Source organism: Bacteroides sp. AM44-19 (genome assembly GCF_003603395.1).
In the GTDB taxonomy this organism is placed as follows: Bacteria; Bacteroidota; Bacteroidia; order Bacteroidales; family Bacteroidaceae; genus Bacteroides; species Bacteroides uniformis.
On sequence record NZ_QTNB01000002.1, the window covers coordinates 161,643 to 178,467 of the forward strand.

Below are 16,825 nucleotides of genomic sequence, written 5' to 3' on the forward strand. Positions count from 1 at the left end.
TTTTATACTTTTGCATCCACATTTGGCTCCGTAGCTTAGTGAATAGAGCGTCAGATTCCGGTTCTGAAGGTCGTGCGTTTGAATCGCACCGGGGTCACAAAGAAAGGAACTCCCTTTGCATGAATATTTTGCAAAGGGAGTTTCTTTTTATACAATACATCCAGAAAAGTCAACCATACGGTTCTCTTTCTTGTTATAATTTCCATAGAGTTAGAGGTATGAAACAAATAATATTTATTTTTGCAATGTTAATGACTTGTCTGTCCTATGCCGGTAAGCCGGAAGGACGGTCAGAAAGGAGAACAGACATGAAACCAATGAAAGAGATTTATCTGGCAGGAGGATGTTTTTGGGGTACCGAACATTTCCTGAAACAAATAGAAGGTGTGGAGGCTACCCAGGTGGGATATGCCAATGGAAATATAGCCAATCCTACCTATCAGCAGGTGTGTACCGGTACCACGGACTTTGCCGAAACCGTAAAAGTACAGTATGATCCCGATGAGGTGGACTTACCTTTCCTTATCGACCTTTATTTCAAAACGATTGACCCTACCAGCCTCAATAAGCAAGGGGGGGATAGAGGTACACAGTATCGCACGGGTATCTATTATACGGATACCGCCGACCTGCCTGTTATTCGTGAAACCGTTGACCGGCTGGCTGCCAACTACTCCCGTCCGTTGGTTGTAGAGATAGAGCCTTTGAAGAACTTCTATCTCGCCGAAGATTATCATCAAGACTATCTGGACAAAAATCCTGGTGGATATTGTCACATTAACCCCACCTTGTTCGACCTGGCACGTAAAGCGAAGATGAAGAAAGAAGGAGATGGCGAGTATTTAAACCTGGAAAAGTAACGGACAATGGATATACTGTTAATAAGTAATGAAGATACGTGCCGCAGCCGTATCGCGCAGGAACTCCTGCATGCATTTGGCAGGGGAATGAATATCTCTACGGCAGGAATTATGGAGGGGAACTGCGTTCCCGATGCCGTGTGCAATGTGATGGAACAGAATGGTTTCAGCGTGTCTCGCAAGAAACCGTCTGGTGTCGGGACCTATACGCACCGGTCGTGGGACTACGTGATTACCCTATGTAAAGAAGCCGGAGAAGAACTGAAATTTATCACTCTGGATGCCAAGCAGCAGGTGCATTTTAATTTTGAAGACCCCTTTAAAAATCGTTTTCAAAATGAAAGTGAGCAGGAGCAACAAATTGCCGCACTCTATGAAACCATGTACCGGCGGCTGTATGAATTTTACCGCGATGAACTGAGTGGGCAGTTGTTACCCCATTGTACGTGCGGTGCAAACACCTATTGCCGTTGTGAATAGTGAAATATGTGTTTTTTTTGAAGCAATCTCTTGACTCGTCCCTAAGGGCAGGACCTATCTTTGCATCATAAACAAAATGCGCATGAGTTTATGAAGAATAAAATGAAGTTTAAAATCGGAGAGTTTTCCAAACTTTGCCAGGTGACCGTTAAGACGCTTCGTCATTATGAAGAGATAGGATTGATGATACCCGTTGAAGTGGATGAGTGGACGGGGTATCGCTATTACGACATCAGCCAGCTCCGGTGTATGAGCCGTATTGTTTACCTCAAGCAATTAGGGTTCAGCCTCGAAGAGATATCCGAGTTGTTTGCCGATGGCAAGGAATTTCCGGATGCTGAATTGTTGAAGGTTAAAATAGAACGTTGCAAAAACGAGATTGAACACTTGATATGGCGGCAGACCGAACTTGCCAAATTGGAAAATTTACTCCATAAACAAGAGAATGTTATGGAAAAAGTGTTTAAGAAATCCCTCCCTTCAAGAATTTTTGCTACCCATCGCCGTAAAATAGACTCTTATCAGGAGCTGTTCAATCTTTGTCCGAATATCATCGGGCCTGAAATGTACCGTTTGGGTTGTGAATGTCCTGCCCCGGAATATTGTTTCACGGTGGAATATAATGAGGAATATGGGGTTGATATTGATATCGAGTTTTTTGAAGCGGTGGCTGAACGCAAGGAAGATTCGGAACTGATTAAATTCAAGGAACTTCCGGAAGTGCCGGTTGCGCTCTGTGTCAACCATTACGGTGCTTATGAGCATATGCCCGAAACTTTCGCCGAGCTTTTTGCGTATGCCGAGACAAATGGATACGAGGTCATTGACCGTGCCCGGTTTTGCCATATTGACGGCATTTGGAACAAAGAAACGGTGGATGAATGGATGACGGAAATTCAGTTGCCCATCAAACTTTCTTAATCAGCCTTTGATTTCTGCGGAAAGCTTTCAACCGTGAGAATACCTAAAAATAGGGATAGGTAGTCAACTTATTTTCTGCGAACTTTGCAGACTGAAAAAAGAATTGAAATGAGAAGCCTGCATATTCTGTTCATATTGGTAGTTGTCACTTGGCTCGGTTTTCCGCTGAGAGCGCAAGAAGCTATTTCTATCGGGACTCGCCACACTTTGTTTTCGCATGTCTTGAATGAGGCTAGAGAATATTGGGTGTATGTACCTGCAACCCGCCCGGGTGAAAAAGAGGAAAGTTATCCGGTTCTTTATTTGCTGGACGGTGATTCTTTTTTTCATTCGGTGGTAGGTTTTACTCGCTTGTTTTCCACCTCCAAAGTTTCTTCCTTACCGCCCTGTATCGTTGTGGCTGTCCTGAATACAAACAGAACCAGAGACTTTACGCCAACCTGTTCCGCTGCCCGGCGTGACGGAACTGTCCGTCCGGGCGATAAACCGGAAGGGGGTGGGGCAGGACAATTTTGCCGTTTTCTGACGGAGGAGCTACGCCTCGCAGTGGAACAAGACTTGCCGGTGAATGGACAACACTTGTTGGCTGGACATTCTTATGCCGGGTTGTTCACGCTGCATGTTTTGCTGAATTATCCCGGTGCATTTGATACATACATCGCCATAGACCCCAGTTTATGGTGGGATAAAGGATATTTTCAGAAACAGGTAGAACGGCAGGTGGATAAGGTTGACTTTTCAGGAAAGCAACTGTATGTTGCGTTTGCCACTCAGCCGCGTCTTGATAGGAAGCTGATCCACTTTCCCCTGACAGATGATTTTATAGGGAGTGCAGTTCCTCGTATGGAGAAGCGGCATTTGCGGGTGGTATCAAAAAAGTTCCCGGAAGAGACGCATGGAACGGTTGCTCTTCCGGGATTTTATGACGGACTGAAAACGTTGTTCTTCCGTTCTGCGGTTGGAATTTCTCTGCCGAACGAACCTCTCTGAAAAAAAATCTATTTTTCAGTAAGCTGAATGATATGCGCCATTGTACTAAGGGGACTACCTATACCATGGTGAGGTCTGCCAAAATCCTAAAAGCGTCATAGCCTGAGTCGCCTTCCGGCAGGAAGCGCCGAGAAGCGCCGTTTCCTTATAAATCAGTATTTTCAGCTCCGGAGAAGGTTGAGTGTCCTTCTCCGGACACACTGATTAAAAAACTGCAAAAGTGCAGCCGGGGCTTCGTTGACTCCGGGCAATTGGAATAGTAGTACAACTACTGTTGTACAATGAGCGCAGCACCATATGCCCTGCTACCGTACGGAAGTGCATAAAAAAACAGTTGCCTGGAGAAACCCTCTCCAAGCAACTGTTTTCAGCTTCTTGATACTTAACTTTATAATCTACATATTCTAAATCTTTCTTGTCATCAATCGTCAATGTCAATCACCCTCATTTTAGAGTCAAATGTAATTTCCCAACGATTAGACAACTTTATCTCATACTCATTGTCATCGTACTCAATCTGAAGAATTCTTGCATCCGGATAATTGGTCTTTACATAGTTACGTATCGCTTCCGGTACAATCTGTGCAGGAACTTCACTTTGTCTGCATCGTACCTCCTTCCATTCTCCCGATTTATCAAATTCTACCTTCTCCCCATTCGTGAACACCACATCATAGCTTTTATAAAACATTCCCGACTCCAATTTAGCCATTGCCACCTTATGGTCTTTAAAATAAGTCTTGATAAATGTCTGCGCCTTCGCCGGCAACTGGCTCACCTCTATCGGCTTATCATTATCTGCCATTACCATTGTGTGCACTGCAAACATACAAACCAACATCATAACTAACTTTTTCATACTTTTCTATTTTTAATAATTAATACTTTATTTGTTTTCTGTATTGCAAAGATGGGAAGGAAATCTGGAAAGAATTGGGAAAAAAACTCTATTTTTGGAAATGAAAAAAAATCTATTTTTGAAAATGGGTGTTGCGGCTCTTCACCTATGAATTTTTGTTTGCAATGAATATTATTTAAAGACACAATAGACTATTATGGCTATGAAAATATTAAATCAGTTTATCGATGATTTTGTAGGTGTTTTCCAATATCGGTTTATGGATACCTTTCAATATTTTAAAGAAAGGAAGAAAAGTAAATATTTGGGAGATAGATTTGAGGAATGGGTTGTGAAGAACTCTAATATTAGTAAAGAAGGTTATCCGGACCTCTGTGACAAGAAAATATTTTGGCGGCTTTTAGATTGGAGAGGTGATAAATACATTGAGGGTTATAGACCTCTGTCTTCATCATCTCCGGATTTGTTGATGGAGTGTGTTACCACTACGAGTACCATTCATGAAGTTGGAGATATTATAGCTGTAGAATGTAAATGGCGAAGTAAGATAGGTTTTTATCTCGATATAAAAGACATTGAAAAGTACGAAAGGTATATGAACTCTAATCTGTTGAACCGTCCGATAAAAAACTTGTTTTATGTTTTTGGCTTTGGATGGTGTGGTGACGGTCCGGAATCTGTTTATGTAGTTCCTGCCAGAGAATTGTACGATTATGATAAAGATACTCGTAGGATAACGTTCCCTATTAAAGAAACCGAGAAGGAGAAAATGAGTAGATTGGAGCGTTTTAAGAAGAAAGACAATAGATGCCTTCTGTATATCAAGTAATGGTATTACTTGGTTATATAAGCTCCAATCAACTGTTATATTGTTTGGGTCGCCGTCAATCTTTGTGGCGAAGGCTATTACTGGCATCTAATGCGGTTTGCAACCTTTCCCAGTCGTCACAAAGCGCCTGCATGGACGGAAACAATAAATCTGCTCCGGCATCCAGTAATACCTGCCTGTCCAGCGGACCGGTATTGACTGCCACAGTGAATATGCCGGCTGCTGTTCCGGCTTGTACTCCGATAGGTGCATTTTCTACAACTATAGCTTCGTTGGTTTGTACTCCGGCTTTTTCCAGTCCCATTAGATAAGGCTCAGGATGAGGCTTTCCGTATTTCACATCAAAGGCGGTCACCATGTGGTCGCGCTGAAACATACCAGGGAAGTTGTGGGCAAGGCGGTTCAGCAGGGAGTGTTGGCCCGAACCGGTGACAAGTACCGGAATAAGTCCTGCCGCTTTTACCTTTTGCAGCACTTCCCAAGCACCCGGCATACGTTCCGGTTCCGGGTGGGTACTGAATTCGGCGCTTTTCTCTGCATAGATGCTTTCTATCATCTCGGGAGTGGCATCCTTGCCATACTGGCGTTGATAAACGATGTTGATGGTGGAGGCTCCGGTACGTCCCTCGTGCATGTATGCCTCTTCACGGCTCAAGTGCAGGCCATGGCGTTTCATTACTTTATGCCAGGCATCGGCATGGTAGGGCATGGAGTTGAACAGTACGCCGTCCATGTCAAAAAGAACTGCTTTCAATTGGATGTTGGAATGCCCGTGCTTTTCCAGATAACGGGCGATAGAGTTTTCGAACACTTGGTAGATTGAGGATTAAAAATTAAGGAATGCAGGGTAAATAAATTGAGAGTTGAAAATCGGGAAACGGCTTTTCATTGCGCTTATTGCACAGTCATTTCTCAATTCTCAACTCTCAATTCTTGATTTATCAAAGTCTTGCCTGGATGGCTTTGGACTCTTCTTCGTAGCCCGGCTTGTTCAGCAGTGCAAACATATTCTTCTTGTATGCTTCCACACCCGGTTGGTTGAATGGGTTGACTCCCAGAATGTAACCGCTGATGCCGCAAGCTATTTCAAAGAAGTAGAGCAGACCTCCGATGCTTTCTTCATTCAGTGCAGGGATAACGATGCGCATGTTGGGTACGCCGCCGTCAACGTGGGCAAGCTGTGTTCCCAATTCGGCCATCTTGTTCACTTCGTCCACGTGCTTGCCTGCCAGGAAGTTCAGTCCGTCGAGATTCGCTTCATCCGAAGGTACCTGCAGGGAGTGCTGTGTCTTCTCCACGGAGATGACAGTTTCGTAGATGGTACGTTCGCCTTCTTGAATCCATTGTCCCATGGAGTGCAGGTCGGTGGAGAAATCTACGGCAGCAGGGAAGATACCCTTGTTTTCCTTACCTTCGGATTCACCATAAAGCTGCTTCCACCATTCGCTTACGTAGTGCAGTTTGGGATTGTAGTTTACGAGGATTTCAATCTTCTTGCCGTTCTTGTAGAGCTCGTTACGCGTAGCTGCATAGATGGCAGCGGGATTTTCTGCAAACGGAACATCTTTTCCACAAGCCTTTTCCATGGCAACTGCACCTGCAACCAGTTTCTCAATGTCGAAACCTGCTATTGCGATGGGCAGCAAGCCTACCGGAGTCAATACAGAGAAACGTCCGCCTACGTTATCGGGGATGATGAAGGATTTGTAGCCTTCGTTGTCTGCCGTTACGCGGGCAGCGCCTTTCTTGGCATCGGTGATGGCAACGATAACCTTCTTTGCCATATCCTTGCCGCGTTGGTCTTCGCATTGCTTTTTCAGCAGACGGAACGCCAGGGCTGTTTCAGTAGTGGTACCGGATTTGGAGATGTTGATAACACCGAATTTCTTGTCTTTCAAGTATTCGGTAAGCTCATATAGATAATCTTCACCGATATTGTGTCCTGCATACAGAATGACCGGAGCCGTTTTCTTGTCTTGCAACCAGGTGAAGCTGTTTGACAAAGCCTCTATCACCGCACGTGCACCGAGATAACTTCCGCCAATACCGGCAACTACTACTACTTCGCAGTTGTCACGCAACGTCTGTGCGGTAGCCTTTAGGTCAGCCAGGTGCTCTTTAGTGATGGAAGAGGGGAGGTGCAGCCAGCCTAAGAAGTCGTTGCCCTTACCGGTACCATTCTCTAATGCTTCCTGTGCAGCCTTTACTTGGGCTTCATAGGCGAAAACGTTTTCTTTGGAGATGAATCCAAGAGTCTTTTCAATGTTCAAACTAATCATAATATTCTAGGTTTTAAATTCAGTATTTCGTTTTATCTTTTTTCGCGCTTACCGGAATGAATCGGTAAGCAGCTTGATTTCAATCGTCGGTGAGATACGCTCATACAGAATGTTGTATACTGCATCTACAATAGGCATGTTGACATGATAATGCTTGTTGATTTCCTTGATACATTTTGTACCGTAATATCCTTCAGCAATCATTTCCATCTCAATCTGCGCGCTTTTCACGGAGTATCCCTTGCCAATCATCGTGCCGAATGTGCGGTTACGGCTGAAATTGGAATATCCCGTCACCAGCAGGTCACCTAAATAAACGGAATCATTTACGTTTCTGTTCAGTGGATGTACTGTTTGCAGGAATCTGTTCATTTCCTGTATGGCATTGGACATAAGCACAGCCTGAAAGTTGTCTCCATATTTCAGACCGCTGCAAATACCGGCTGCAATGGCATATACATTTTTCAGCACCGAACTGTATTCAATGCCGGCAACATCATTACTGACAGAGGTCTTGATGAATGAACTGGCCAGTTTGCGGGCAATGGTGCAAGCCTTGTCGGTGTCGGGACAAGCAATAGTCAAATAAGAAAGGCGTTCCAAAGCCACTTCTTCCGCATGGCAGGGACCTGCCAATACAGCAATATTCTCAGCCGGGACGCCATATTCCTTAGTGAAATATTCCGAGACAATCAAGTTGTCATCGGGTACAATACCTTTGATGGCAGTTATGATGAATTTATCCTTAATCTTAGTCTTCAGTTTCTTCAAGTGAACCTTCAGATAAGGGGAAGGTGTAACGAAGATGAGCGTATCAGATTCTTTCACGACATCATTGATGTTGGAGTTGAAGTTGATACGCTTGGTATCAAACTTGACGCCCGTCAGGTAGGCAGGGTTATGGCCAAGCCGTTTGAAGTCGGCAATACGGTCGTCTCGCCGCATATACCAGTTTATCGACTCCGCTTGGGCCAGTACCATTTTGGCAATGGCAGTTGCCCAACTTCCTCCGCCCATGATGGCTATCTTACCGGGTAGTTTCATATCGAAATTAATAATTAAAAACTAAAAATTAAAAGGGGGTGAAGGAGCGCGCCTTCACCTTCCTCCTATCTTTAATTTTGCCTATTTAATTCTTTAATTTTTAATTCTTAATTCTTCCGACCCAGTCAGCAACTTCGTTTACGGTCGGGTTTGCCAGTTCCAATTTATATTTCTTGTTGATACCGCAGATGTCCATGTGGAGTTTTTGCGGATTCACATCTTTCATGTCACTCACCAGGTTGTAGCCGGCCTTCTGGATTACAGCCACCCAATCTTCGGGGATGCCCAGTTCCGTGTATCGTGCAGGAGCATCTTTGGGGATGACCTTTTCCGGACGCATCTGCGGGAAGAAAAGCACTTCCTGGATGAAGGATTCGCCCGTCATCAACATGGTCAGACGGTCGATGCCGATACCGATGCCCGATGTGGGAGGCATACCATATTGCAATGCTTTCAGGAAGTCCTGGTCGATGAACATCGCTTCGTCGTCTCCCTTTTCGCTCAAGCGAAGTTGGTCTTTGAAGCGTTCTTCTTGGTCTATCGGGTCGTTCAGCTCGCTGTAAGCGTTGGCAAGTTCCTTGCCGTTCACCATCAGCTCGAAGCGTTCGGTCAGTCCCGGCTTGCTGCGGTGCATCTTGGTCAGCGGGCTCATCTCTACGGGATAGTCGGTGATGAAAGTGGGCTGTATGAAAGTTCCTTCGCAGAATTCTCCGAAGATTTCATCAATCAGCTTGCCCTTGCCCATGGTGTCGTCAATCTCCATATTCAGTTCCTTGCACACCTGGCGGATTTCGTCCTCGCTCTTGCCCTCGAGGTCGTATCCGGTCTTTTCCTTGATGGCTTCCAGGATGGGCAGACGGCGGTAGGGAGCTTTGAAACTGATGGTCTTGCCGTCTATCTCGGTTTCTGTGCAGCCGTTTACGGCGATACAGATGCGTTCCAGCAATTTCTCCGTAAAGCTCATCATCCAGTTGTAGTCCTTGTACTGCACGTACAGCTCCATACAAGTGAATTCCGGGTTATGGTTCTTGTCCATACCCTCGTTGCGGAAGTTCTTGCCTATTTCATATACACCTTCAAATCCGCCCACAATCAGTCGCTTCAAGTAAAGCTCGGTGGCGATACGCAGGTAGAGGTCCATATCCAGAGAGTTATGGTGGGTGATGAACGGACGGGCGCTTGCTCCACCGGGGATGGATTGAAGAATCGGCGTCTCCACTTCCGTGTAGCCGGCTTCATCCAGCACGGCACGCATGGTCTTGATGACGGTGGCACGCTTCAGGAATTTTTCTTTCACGCCGTCGTTTACGATAAGGTCTACATAACGCTGGCGGTAGCGCAGTTCGGGGTCCTCGAAAGAGTCGTAAGCCACACCATCCTTATATTTCACGATAGGCAGGGGCTTGATGCTCTTTGCAAGTACGGTCAGCTTCTTGGCATGGATGCTGATTTCGCCCATCTGAGTACGGAATACGAATCCTTCGATGCCGATGAAGTCGCCTAAATCGAGCAAACGTTTGAACACGGTGTTGTACATCTCCTTGTCCTCGTCCGGGCAGATGTCATCGCGGGTGATATATACCTGGATGCGTCCTTTGGAGTCCTGCAATTCGATGAAAGATGCTTTACCCATGATACGGCGGCTCATGATACGTCCGGCAACGGACACCTGGCGAGGCTCTGCATCGTCGTTGAATTCAGCTTTAATATCGGTAGAGAAAGCATTTGTTACATACTCTGCTGCGGGATAAGGCTCGATGCCCATCGCGCGAAGTTCATTCATGCTGTTGCGACGAATGATTTCTTGTTCACTTAGTTCTAATACGTTCATTTCGCTATATTTCACTCAATTTGGGTACAAAAGTACGAAACATTTTTCAGATAGAGAACCTTTTTCCTTGAAATATAGGGAACGGGGGTGACATTAACCCTCTCCTTCGGCATCCACCCATTCGATGTGCGGGGAGAGGAGGGTGCGTTCCGTCACTTGTCCGCATTGCCTGCGGTAGTATTCGGGGATGAAGCGTATCTGCACCGCAGTGATTTGCGCCGGACTCACTTCTTCTGGGGTGTCTACCCCGGTGCCTTCCGAACGGCAGGTGTAGTAGAACGTCCCGATGCCCTTGAGCTTTACGGAGTGTCCCGAGCTCATCAGCTTGCCCAGCACTTCACCAAGGTTCATTAATACTGCATAGGTATCTCCCGGGGTTACCGTAGACATTTCCGACAATAATCGGGCTATTTCATCCGTTGTATAGGGATGTCCTTTGGTGACGGCTCTTGGGTGCCATTTGTCGTCGCCTTTCTGTTTTACTTTCTTATAGAATGCCATGGGGGCTTGTTGTTATTATGTGTCCGGCTCAACCGGTAGGTCGGGCATGGTTCATACGGTATGAATGTGCCAATCATACGGTATGATTATGGTAATCATATCTTATTATTTATCATTGAATCGCAAAGATAGCATAAATCATCCGCATAGTGTGCAGGTTTAAGGTGTTTTTTCTGCTGTTCTGTTTTAAAAAAAGAGTACCTTTGCACCCGCTAAAAAGAAATAGGTATATAATATGGCAGGACAAAAGACTCCCACGGCGTTGGGAACGGAAAGTATAGGTAAACTCTTGATGCAATATGCCGTTCCGGCAATCATCGCAATGACGGCATCCTCTTTATATAATATGGTAGACAGTATCTTCATCGGTCACGGCGTTGGGACGATGGCTATTTCGGGATTGGCGTTGACTTTCCCGTTGATGAATCTGGCTGCGGCGTTCGGTTCGTTGGTAGGAGTGGGGGCTTCTACACTGATTTCCGTCAAGCTGGGGCAGAAGGATTATGACACGGCACAGTGTGTGCTGGGCAATGTTTTTGTGCTGAACATGGTACTGGGAATTGCCTTTACCATCATTGTCATGCTCTTTCTCGATCCGATTCTCTATTTCTTCGGAGGCAGTGACCAGACGGTGGGCTACGCGAGGGATTATATGCAGATTATCCTTTTGGGAAATGCCGTTACGCACCTCTATCTGGGGCTGAATGCAGTGCTGCGCTCTTCAGGGCATCCACAGAAGGCGATGTACGCCACTATAGCCACGGTGGTTATCAATACCATACTCGACCCGGTGTTTATCTATGGTTTTGGCTGGGGCATACGTGGTGCTGCCGTCGCTACCATTGTGGCGCAAATTATCTCTTTGACGTGGCAGTTCAAGCTTTTCGGCAATAAGGATGAGCTGTTGCATTTCCACCGGGGGATATTCCGTCTGAAACGTAAGATTGTATTCGATTCGCTCGCCATCGGCATGTCTCCTTTCCTGATGAACCTGGCAGCCTGCTTCATCGTTATCATTATCAATCAGGGGTTGAAGAAGTATGGCGGCGACTTGGCTATCGGGGCTTTCGGTATCGTGAATCGTCTGGTTTTCATTGTAGTGATGATTGTGATGGGGCTGAATCAGGGTATGCAGCCTATTGCCGGATATAACTTCGGGGCGAAGCTGTACGGACGGGTGAACAAGGTGCTGAAACTGACGATAATCTATGCCACGGCAGTGACCACTTTCGGCTTTCTGGTCGGTATGCTGGTGCCGGACCTGGTAGTGGGCATCTTTACATCGGATGCGGAACTGACAGAGCTTTCGGTTACGGGACTGCGCATTACGGTAATGTTCTTCCCGATTATCGGTTTCCAGATGGTGACTTCCAACTTTTTCCAGAGCATAGGCATGGCAGGCAAAGCGATATTCCTTTCCCTTACCCGACAGATGCTGATTCTGCTTCCTTGCCTGCTTATCCTGCCGCAGTTCTTCGGAGTGGCAGGAGTGTGGTACAGCATGCCGGTATCCGATTTGCTTGCAAGTTTGATAGCATTGGTGATGTTGGTTTGTCAATTCCGCAAATTCAGAACCTCTCCCTTGTAGGGATAGGTCGGGGGAGAGGCTCTGAATTTTTCTTCCTACTTTCTGCAGATATTCCGTAAGAATATTTATATTTGCTATCTGCAAACCAATAGATGAATAAGCGTATGGGCAATAATTTTATAATCAATATAGGCCGTCAACTGGGCAGTGGCGGACGGGAGATAGGCGAGAAACTGGCTGCCCGTCTGGGTATTGACTTTTATGATAAGGAACTGATTAGGTTGGCTTCTGAAGAGAGTGGACTGTGTTGTGAGTTCTTTGAGAAAGCTGATGAGAAAGCTTCACAAGGTATTATTGGAGGGCTCTTCGGCATGCGTTTCCCTTTTGTCAGTGACGGGGCTATCCCGGCCACGAATTGCCTGAGTAATGATGCTCTGTTCAAAGTGCAGAGTGACGTGATACGCAGATTGGCGGAGGAGAAGTCCTGCTTGTTTGTGGGGCGTTGTGCCGATTACATTCTGCGAGAACATCCACGCTGTGCCAATGTCTTCATTTCCTGCTCCAATGAGGAGCGCATCAAGCGTATTTGCCGAATGTATTCCATTTCTGAGCGTGAAGCGGAGGAGATGATGAACAAAGCGGACAAGAAGCGTGCCGAATACTATAACTACTACAGCTACAAAAAATGGGGAGCTGCCGAAACATACCACTTGTGTATCGATTCTTCCGTATTAGGTATTGAGGCTACGGTGGACTTTATAGAAGAGTTCGTCAAGAAGAAGCTAAGACTTTAAGGAATTAAAATTAAAGGCTGCGTAGTTGGGTTAAACCAACATTGCGCAGCCTTTAATTTTAATTCCTTAATTTCCTCCTACATCATTGTCAGCAGTATCATCTGTCCCGCCAGAATTCGCAGGAACATTGTCAATGGATATACCGTGGAGTAACCTACTGCCGGAGCATCATTGCCTGATGTCTGATTGGCGTATGCCAATGCAGGAGGGTCTGTGTTGCTACCTGCTATTAAACCCATCAGGGTGAAGTAGTTCACTTTGCAATAGAAACGGGCTATCATGCCGATTATCAACAAAGGGATGACGGTTATCAGGAATCCATAGCCTACATACAGTAATCCGCTGCCTTCTACTACTGTTTGTACAAAATGCTCACCGGCTTCTATACCTACACTGGCAAGGAAGAGTACAATACCGATTTCACGCAACATCAAGTTAGCGCTCATGGTGGTGTACGTCACAAGATGCATTTTGTGACCAAAACGTCCGATAAGGATTGCCACTACCAGCGGACCACCTGCAAGACCTAACTTAACCGGTGTCGGCATACCCGGGAATGCGATGGGGAGGCTTCCCAGCAGGATTCCTAGGAAGATTCCCACGAAAATAGTAACGATATTCGGAGTGTCCAAACGTTTCAACTGGTTGCCCAATACACCGGCTACACGCTCTACGGCATCTTGCTGGCCAACCACCATTACGCGGTCACCTACTTGAAGTACCAGATTGGGATCAGCAAACAAGTCCATACCTGAGCGGTTGATACGGGTTACATTTACACCGTACATACTGCGGAAGTGGAGGCTTCCCAGCTTCTTACCGTTGATTTCGGACTTAGTGACGAGGATACGACGGGAAACCATTGGGGTGTCCTGCTTTTCCCAGTCTACATGTATTTCTTTTCCGATAAAGGCAGCTACCGCTTCGGCATCTTCTTCGGAGCATACGATGAAGAGCTGGTCTCCTACGTGGAATACCGTTTCATGGTTGGGGATACTGACGTGCCCCTCATGGCGTATGCGTGAACAGACAAACGGACGTCCCAGGAAATCCTTTATCTGGAGCAGGGTCTTTCCGGAAATTGATTCGTTGCGTACTTCGAGGTGAAGCATGTGCGGCTGATGCTTTACATCTGCTTCCTGCGTATTGAGTTCCTGCTCCTCTTTCTTGAGGTTCACCCGGCAGATATAACGGATGGCTATGATGGAACCTATGATACCTACCACACCAAGCGGATAGGCGCAGGCATATCCCAATGCGATGGGGTCTCCCGTATAGTTTATCTGGTTCAGGGCTTCTTGTGCGGCACCCAGACCCGGAGTATTGGTTACGGCACCATAGAGAATACCTACTATCATTGGCAAGTCTATCCCTCCGTCAATGAAGTAGATGCTCAATGCTACTGCGATATTCAGCAACACGATACCAACAGCAAGCATGTTCAGCCGCATCCCCCCTTTTTTAAAGGAAGAGAAGAAGGAAGGCCCGACTTGCAGACCGATACAGAATACAAATAAAATCAAACCGAATTCGCGGATGAAATGCAAAATGTGTGTTTCGCCCGTGAAGCCAAAATGCCCCATCAGGATACCCGCAAAGAGGACGAATGTAACCCCCAACGATACCCCGAAAATCTTAATCTTACCCAGCAATACGCCCACAGATATTACGAATGCATACAAACAAACGATGTGAGCGACAGATGAAGGGTCCCATAACAAGCTTTCTAACCAATTCATAGTACCTTTTAATATGTCGTTTTTTAAAATTTCGCGCAAAATTACTTAATAAAAAGGAGTTGACAAAAGCTTTGTGGTACTTTTTGCTATATCAACTTTGCAAAAATAGGGTGTGTTTCCGGTGAATACGCTGAATCCGTATGGATGCGGAGTCATCTGTAAGTGCAATTTTCTCTAAAAAAAGATTTTGTTCTAAGTATTTCCTTATATTTGCAAGTCTCTTGATGACAAAAATGAATAGTATTCATCTATTTTAATTTTAAATAAACTATGGCAGACAGTAAAGAAAAACTCTTCTCCGACTTTTCTCCCGTTTCCACTGAGCAGTGGATGGAGAAAGTTACCGCAGACCTGAAAGGGGCGGATTTTGAGAAGAAGCTCGTTTGGAAGACAAACGAAGGATTTAAGGTGAAACCTTTCTACCGTATGGAGGACTTGGAAGGTTTGAAGACGACAGATGCCCTTCCCGGCGAGTTTCCTTATCTCAGAGGTACCAAGAAAGACAACAATGAATGGCTTGTTCGTCAGGAAATCAAAGTGGAATGCCCCAAAGAGGCCAATGCCAAGGCGTTGGACATCTTGAATAAAGGTGTAGATTCACTCTCTTTCCATGTAAAGGCCAAGGAATTGAACGCAGAGTATATTGAAACTTTGTTGAAAGATATCTGCGCGGAATGTGTCGAGTTGAATTTTTCTACCTGCCAGGGGCATGTGGTGGAACTTGCAGAACTTCTTGTCGCTTATTTCCAGAAAAAGGATTATGACTTGACGAAATTGCAGGGCTCCATCAACTATGACTACTTCAACAAAATGCTGGCCAAAGGTAAAGAAAAAGGTGATATGGTGGCAACAGCCAAGGCGCTGCTCGAGGCTACCGCTTCCCTTCCGAAATACCGTGTATTGAATGTGAACGCGTTGACATTAAACAATGCAGGTTCTTATATTTTCCAGGAGTTGGGTTACGCTTTGGCTTGGGGTAATGAATATATGAATCAGTTGGTTGATGCCGGTCTGCCGGCTGCAATGGTAGCCAAGAAGATTAAGTTTAATTTCGGTATCAGTTCCAACTACTTCCTTGAAATAGCCAAATTCCGCGCTGCACGTATGCTGTGGGCTAATATTGTGGCTTCTTACAGTCCTGAGTGTCTGCGCGACTGCGAAAACAAGGGTAAGGATAACGAGTGTCGCTGTGCAGCCAAGATGAAGATTCATGCGGAAACTTCTTCATTCAACCTGACTTTGTTTGATGCACACGTAAACTTGTTGCGTACGCAGACTGAGGCGATGAGTGCCGCCCTTGCTGGTGTTGACTCAATGACGGTTACTCCGTTCGACAAGACTTATGATGCTCCTAACGAATTCTCTGAGCGTATGGCGCGTAACCAACAATTGCTGTTGAAAGAAGAATCGCACTTCGATAAGGTTATAGACCCGGCTGCAGGTTCTTACTATATCGAGAACTTGACCGTCTCTATTGCCAAGCAGGCTTGGGACCTCTTCCTCGCTGTAGAAGAAGACGGTGGTTTCTATGCTTCCGTGAAAGCCGGAAAAGTGCAGGCTGCCGTAAACGAGAGCAACAAGGCACGTCATGCTGCAGTCGCCAAGCGTAAGGAAGTGTTGCTGGGTACCAACCAGTTCCCCAACTTCAATGAAAAGGCCGGGGATAAGAAACCGGTTGAGGCTACTTGCTGTTGCGGCGGCGGACATACGTGCGAGAAAGATGTTCCGACACTGAACTTTGACCGTGCTGCCAGTGAATTTGAAGCGTTGCGTCTCGAAACAGAGGCTTCCGGCAAACGTCCGAAAGCGTTTATGCTGACTATCGGTAATTTGGCCATGCGCCAAGCACGTGCACAGTACTCTTGCAATTTCTTGGCTTGTGCCGGATATGAAGTTGTAGACAACCTCGGTTTCTCCACCGTAGAAGAAGGTATAGAAGCTGCAATGGCTGCCAAGGCCGACATCGTGGTATTGTGTTCAAGTGATGATGAATATGCAGAATATGCTGTTCCCGCCTTCAAGGCTCTGAATGGCCGTGCCATGTTTATCGTAGCCGGTGCTCCTGCTTGCATGGACGACTTGAAGGCTGCCGGTATCGAGAACTTTATCCATGTCCGTGTCAACGTGCTGGAAACATTAAAGGAATACAACGCTAAACTTTTGAAGTAAG

Annotated in this window: 15 protein-coding genes and 1 tRNA gene; 9 read left to right on the forward strand and 7 right to left on the reverse strand. The window is 46.0% G+C overall.

Annotated elements, in window-relative coordinates; genetic code table 11:
- Positions 1-24 precede the first annotated feature (24 nt).
- From DW947_RS05155 to DW947_RS05175, 5 genes are all read left to right on the forward strand, one after another.
- A tRNA-Arg gene (locus DW947_RS05155) sits at positions 25-97 on the forward strand.
- A gap of 211 nt (positions 98-308) precedes the next feature.
- Positions 309-860, forward strand: coding sequence for a peptide-methionine (S)-S-oxide reductase MsrA (gene msrA, locus DW947_RS05160; RefSeq protein WP_225982599.1), 552 nt, complete (start codon positions 309-311; stop codon positions 858-860).
- A 6-nt stretch (positions 861-866) separates the two neighbouring features.
- Positions 867-1,340, forward strand: coding sequence for a hypothetical protein (locus DW947_RS05165; protein ID WP_005833171.1), 474 nt, complete (start codon positions 867-869; stop codon positions 1,338-1,340).
- A gap of 90 nt (positions 1,341-1,430) precedes the next feature.
- A complete protein-coding gene (locus tag DW947_RS05170) occupies positions 1,431-2,261 on the forward strand; it encodes a MerR family transcriptional regulator (RefSeq protein ID WP_005833169.1) in 831 nt (276 codons plus the stop codon).
- 108 nt (positions 2,262-2,369) lie between these two features.
- Entirely contained in the window at positions 2,370-3,251 is an 882-nt protein-coding gene (locus tag DW947_RS05175) for an alpha/beta hydrolase (RefSeq protein ID WP_022401425.1), read from the forward strand.
- Between the two features lie 421 nt (positions 3,252-3,672).
- Here the strand turns inward: DW947_RS05175 and DW947_RS05180 are convergent, their stop codons facing one another.
- Positions 3,673-4,110 carry a PepSY-like domain-containing protein gene (locus tag DW947_RS05180; RefSeq protein ID WP_005833165.1) on the reverse strand — a complete coding sequence of 146 codons (438 nt, stop codon included), beginning with the start codon at positions 4,108-4,110 and terminating at the stop codon, positions 3,673-3,675.
- 202 nt (positions 4,111-4,312) lie between these two features.
- Here DW947_RS05180 and DW947_RS05190 point away from each other — a divergent pair, with 202 nt between their 5' ends.
- Positions 4,313-4,939: a hypothetical protein gene (locus DW947_RS05190; protein ID WP_016273017.1), complete on the forward strand. Its 627-nt coding sequence runs from the start codon at positions 4,313-4,315 to the stop codon at positions 4,937-4,939.
- Between the two features lie 55 nt (positions 4,940-4,994).
- Here DW947_RS05190 and DW947_RS05195 read toward each other — a convergent pair whose 3' ends face one another.
- The 5 genes from DW947_RS05195 to DW947_RS05215 form a co-directional block, all read right to left on the reverse strand.
- Complete coding sequence (locus tag DW947_RS05195; protein WP_119958465.1) at positions 4,995-5,750, reverse strand: HAD family hydrolase; 756 nt, start codon at positions 5,748-5,750, stop codon at positions 4,995-4,997.
- 130 nt (positions 5,751-5,880) lie between these two features.
- A complete protein-coding gene (locus tag DW947_RS05200) occupies positions 5,881-7,218 on the reverse strand; it encodes a glucose-6-phosphate isomerase (protein WP_005827213.1) in 1,338 nt (445 codons plus the stop codon).
- 48 nt (positions 7,219-7,266) lie between these two features.
- Positions 7,267-8,262, reverse strand: a complete 996-nt coding sequence (locus tag DW947_RS05205; RefSeq protein ID WP_044467854.1) for an NAD(P)H-dependent glycerol-3-phosphate dehydrogenase — start codon at positions 8,260-8,262, stop codon at positions 7,267-7,269.
- Between the two features lie 100 nt (positions 8,263-8,362).
- A complete protein-coding gene (gene lysS / locus DW947_RS05210; protein ID WP_005827209.1) occupies positions 8,363-10,093 on the reverse strand; it encodes a lysine--tRNA ligase in 1,731 nt (576 codons plus the stop codon).
- A gap of 93 nt (positions 10,094-10,186) precedes the next feature.
- A complete protein-coding gene (locus DW947_RS05215) occupies positions 10,187-10,594 on the reverse strand; it encodes an HU family DNA-binding protein (protein ID WP_087331669.1) in 408 nt (135 codons plus the stop codon).
- Positions 10,595-10,829: 235 nt separating this feature from the next.
- Between DW947_RS05215 and DW947_RS05220 the strand changes: the two genes are divergently transcribed.
- Both DW947_RS05220 and DW947_RS05225 read left to right on the forward strand, forming a co-directional pair.
- On the forward strand, positions 10,830-12,182 hold the full coding sequence (locus tag DW947_RS05220) for an MATE family efflux transporter (RefSeq protein WP_087331671.1): 1,353 nt from the start codon (positions 10,830-10,832) through the stop codon (positions 12,180-12,182).
- Positions 12,183-12,286: 104 nt separating this feature from the next.
- The gene (locus tag DW947_RS05225; protein ID WP_044467857.1) at positions 12,287-12,916 is read left to right on the forward strand and encodes an AAA family ATPase; all 630 of its coding nucleotides are present in this window, start codon (positions 12,287-12,289) and stop codon (positions 12,914-12,916) included.
- A gap of 77 nt (positions 12,917-12,993) precedes the next feature.
- Here the strand turns inward: DW947_RS05225 and DW947_RS05230 are convergent, their stop codons facing one another.
- Positions 12,994-14,655, reverse strand: a complete 1,662-nt coding sequence (locus DW947_RS05230; protein WP_044467851.1) for a putative transporter — start codon at positions 14,653-14,655, stop codon at positions 12,994-12,996.
- Between the two features lie 270 nt (positions 14,656-14,925).
- Between DW947_RS05230 and mutA the strand changes: the two genes are divergently transcribed.
- Positions 14,926-16,824, forward strand: a complete 1,899-nt coding sequence (mutA, locus tag DW947_RS05235) for a methylmalonyl-CoA mutase small subunit (protein ID WP_044467850.1) — start codon at positions 14,926-14,928, stop codon at positions 16,822-16,824.
- Position 16,825: the final 1 nt, after the last annotated feature.